Source organism: Nitrospira sp. BLG_2, from assembly GCF_049222245.1.
Genome location: NZ_JBLYIG010000028.1, coordinates 1 through 3,726 on the forward strand (window position 1 = coordinate 1; position 3,726 = coordinate 3,726).

Here is a 3,726-nt window from a genome sequence, read left to right on the forward strand (position 1 = left end):
CGAATTCGCCCAGAAGATCACCTATCGCACCACCGGGGTGACTCCGAAGGACCTCATCAAGAGCTTTCGCAACAGCTACCATCCCCGTATCGCCGTCACCGTGGACATGATCGCCACCGGCACCGACATCAAGCCGGTCGAAATCGTCGTCTTCATGCGCGCCGTCAAGTCCCGCACGTTCTTCGAGCAGATGAAGGGCCGCGGCGTCCGCGTCATCAAGGCCGACGACCTCAAGAGCGTCACGCCCGACGCCGTGAGCAAAGATCACTTCGTCATTGTGGATGCCGTCGGCGTCTGCGAGATAGACAAGACCGATGCGAGACCGATGGAAAAGAAGCCCAGCGTGGCCTTCGACAAACTGCTCCAAGCCGTGGCCCTGGGGAGTATCGATGAAGACGTGCTCACGAGTATCGCGGGGCGGCTCGCTCGCATGGAGCACCGCATCACAAAACAGGACGATCAGGCCATTGTGAAAACCAGTGGCGGCCACTCGCTCAAGGATCTGAGCCGTAGATTGATCGAAGCGGTCAATCCCGATCGGCAAGATGAACGGGCCAGGCAACAATTCGGCACCGACAAACCGACAGAGCAGCAGATTCAGCAGGCAGCAGCCGCGCTGTTGCAAGAAGCAGCCAAGCCCTTTCAAGACCCGAAGCTGCGCGAACTGCTCATCGACATCAAGAAGAAGAACGAACTCATCATCGACCACGTGAGCCAAGATCAGGTCCTCGAAGCAGGGTTCAGCGCCGATGCCCTGGCCCGCGCTCGCACCCTCGTGCAGTCGTTCGAAGAGTTCATCCAGAAGCACAAGGATGAAATTTCCGCCTTGCAGATTCTCTACACGATACCTGTGCGTCAGCGAGTGACGCAGGCAGGCAAGCGCCTGACCTTTGAACACATCAAAGAACTGGCCGATGCCATCGAAAAGCCACCGTATCTCTGGAACGAATCCCAGCTCTGGCAGGCCTACGCGGCCCTGGAGAAATCGAAGGTCAAGGGGGCGAGCGGCAAGCGCATCCTCACAGACCTCGTGTCCCTCGTCCGCTTTGCCATTCATCAAGACAACGAACTGGTGCCGTTCCCCGAACGGGTCAACGCCAACTTCAACTCCTGGCTCGCGCAGCAACAATCCTTACCCCCTCTCCCTCAGGGAGAGGGTAGGGGTGAGGGTCAGGGGCGTCGCTTCACCCCCGAACAACTTCATTGGCTCGACATGATCCGCGATCATGTCGCGGCCAATCTCGGCATTGAGAAGGACGACTTCGAGCTTGCCCCGTTTGCACAGGAAGGTGGATTGGGAAAGGCCCATCGGTTGTTTCCAGATGGCCTTCAAACGATAATAGAGGCGTTGAACGTAGCTCTCGTGGCCTAAGAGAGGAAGGACGCCATGTCGACAGCCGAACGAATCTTCAAGGAAGCGCAGAAACTTCCGGACAGCCTCGCGCGGGAGGTGCTGGATTTCATCGAGTACATCGAAATCAAGCACGGCCTTCGCGACAGGCCCACGGAAGAGTTGAAGCAAGCCCAGGAACCGGCAATGCGCCATGTGTGGGACAACCAAGACGACGAGGTTTGGAATGGCGTGTAGGCCCGGCGACCTGGTCTTGGTTCCCTTTCCCTACTCGGACCTCCAGTCAGCAAAGAAACGCCCCGTCATGGTCTTGACTCCGCCGGATCGACATGCCGACTTCATCGGGTTGGCCATCACGTCCGTCGAGCAGAAGAACGCGGCGCTTCAGATCGGACCGACGCACTTGGTGCAAGGTGCGCTACCCAGACCTTGCTGGATCAGATTCGACAAGGTCTTCACCCTTTCCGAAAGCAGCATCGTCAAAACCTTCGGCGCTGTGTCGCCACAGACCATACAAACTGTATTGCAAGGACTCTGCTCCGTGGTCGGTTATGTCCGCACGTAACAAGCGGAACAAAACACAGGCCATTCTGGAGCAGGCGCTCAAACTCCCTTCTGCAGAGCGCGCACAAATCGCCGAACACTTGATTGCCAGCTTGGATGAGGGGTCCGATACCGATGTGGAACAAGCCTGGCAAGAAGAAGTGCAGCGCCGGATTCAGCAGATCGATCGCGGGGAAGTCCAAACGATTCCTTGGGAAGAGGTGAGGCGACAGTTGCGACGTAGCCGATGAGTCCTCATGTCCCTGGCGACATCTTGAGACCAATCATCGATGAACTGCTTGCCTGCAAGTGCGCCGAACCTGCCCGCGCGTCATGCGCAGGCGAGGTTGGGCATGCAGGCAGGAACGGGGCGTTGGTAGCTTAGCGATGTTGAACAAGAGCAACACAACTTGGCCTCAGAAACCGTTATCCGAAGTGGTGGATCTCAATCCACGACTTGATAAGTCTGCCTATCGAGACGACCTCGAAGTGTCCTTCGTCCCTATGGCCGCGGTTGAAGCCGGCAGCGGACGGATGGAAGTTTCTCAGACGAAACAATTCGCAGCGGTCAAGAAGGGCTACACACCTTTTAGGGAAGGCGATGTCTTATTTGCCAAGATCACTCCGTGCATGGAAAACGGCAAAATGGCGGTCGTCCCAAAACTCACAAACGGCATAGGTTTTGGATCGACGGAGTTTCACGTTCTTCGCCCGCACGATGGAATGGATCCGCGCTACGTGTACTACTTCGTGTCTGCACAAGGCTTCCGGCGTGAAGCTGCCCATCACATGACTGGCGCCGTAGGCCAGAAGCGTGTCCCGCAGTCTTTTCTTCAGGAGGCATCAATTCCGGTTCCGCTCTTAGAAAATCAGAGACGCATCGTCGCGGAGATCGAAAAACAATTCTCCCGCCTCGATGAAGCCGTTGCCTCGCTCAAACGCACCAAGGCCAACCTCAAACGCTACAAAGCCGCCGTCCTCAAAGCCGCCGTCGAAGGCAAACTGACCGAAGTCTGGCGCAAGGCTCATCCGGACGTCGAACCAGCCAGTAAGCTCCTCGAACGCATCTTGGCCGAGCGGCAGGGGAAATGGAATGGTCGAGGGAAGTACAAAGAGCCATCAACCGTCGATTCTAGTGGCCTGCCAACATTACCGGAAGGATGGTTGTGGGCTTCTCTGGAACAGCTCTCTTGGCATTCTGCCTATGGGACATCGGTCAAATGCGGTTATGATAACTCCGGACCAAATGTTTTGAGGATCCCCAATGTTGAATCTGGCAGGCTGGATTTCGGAGATCTGAAGTTTGCACCAAAGTCTTTTCAGATAGAACGCGACGAGGAACTATCGGTTGGCGACGTTCTCATCATTCGTACGAATGGTAGTCGAAGCCTGATTGGGAGAAGTGCTGTAGTCAGGCAACCACTCATGTCGCGTTCCACATATGCCTCATACCTGATACGATTTCGGCTGGTCCAGATATCAGAGGTCGTTGCATGGGTCAGTACAATTTGGGATGTCGTTTTTTTTTCGCCAATGGATTGAGCAGCGAGCAGCCACCTCTGCGGGGCAGCACAACATCAGTATGACGGTGCTAGCCACCTTGCCAATTCCCTTGCCACCAGCTGCTGAGCAGAATCAGATTGTGGCCGAAGTCGAGCGCGGCCTGTCCGTCATCGACGAACTCGAAGCCGCCGTCGAAGCCAACCTCACCCGCGCCGAGCGGCTGCGGCAGTCAGTTCTAGCCCAGGCCTTTTCTGGGAGCCTCGTAAGCTGATCGATCCATGCCGCCCAACCCCACCCCGATACTCCGATTCACCCACATTGACAATCTC

The 3,726-nt window shown here is 56.5% G+C and carries 6 protein-coding genes; all 6 read left to right on the forward strand.

All coding sequences use genetic code 11. From position 1 onward, the window contains the following. Window positions 1-1,372: type I restriction-modification enzyme R subunit C-terminal domain-containing protein (locus ACOSYY_RS00765; protein ID WP_421660318.1), on the forward strand; the 1,372-nt coding region annotated here is incomplete at its 5' end. A 15-nt stretch (window positions 1,373-1,387) separates the two neighbouring features. Continuing rightward, complete coding sequence (locus ACOSYY_RS00770; RefSeq protein ID WP_421660319.1) at window positions 1,388-1,588, forward strand: DUF2281 domain-containing protein; 201 nt, start codon at window positions 1,388-1,390, stop codon at window positions 1,586-1,588. Continuing rightward, a complete protein-coding gene (locus ACOSYY_RS00775; RefSeq protein ID WP_421660320.1) occupies window positions 1,578-1,916 on the forward strand; it encodes a type II toxin-antitoxin system PemK/MazF family toxin in 339 nt (112 codons plus the stop codon). Before ACOSYY_RS00770 ends, ACOSYY_RS00775 begins: the two co-directional genes overlap by 11 nt. Further along, window positions 1,903-2,145 (forward strand): addiction module protein, encoded by a 243-nt coding sequence (locus ACOSYY_RS00780; RefSeq protein WP_421660321.1) that lies wholly within the window; start codon window positions 1,903-1,905, stop codon window positions 2,143-2,145. Before ACOSYY_RS00775 ends, ACOSYY_RS00780 begins: the two co-directional genes overlap by 14 nt. A 136-nt stretch (window positions 2,146-2,281) precedes the next feature. Further along, window positions 2,282-3,436 carry a restriction endonuclease subunit S gene (locus tag ACOSYY_RS00785; RefSeq protein ID WP_421660322.1) on the forward strand — a complete coding sequence of 385 codons (1,155 nt, stop codon included), beginning with the start codon at window positions 2,282-2,284 and terminating at the stop codon, window positions 3,434-3,436. Beyond that, window positions 3,408-3,668, forward strand: coding sequence for a restriction endonuclease subunit S (locus ACOSYY_RS00790; RefSeq protein ID WP_421660324.1), 261 nt, complete (start codon window positions 3,408-3,410; stop codon window positions 3,666-3,668). The genes ACOSYY_RS00785 and ACOSYY_RS00790 overlap by 29 nt, the downstream gene beginning before the upstream one ends. Window positions 3,669-3,726: the final 58 nt, after the last annotated feature.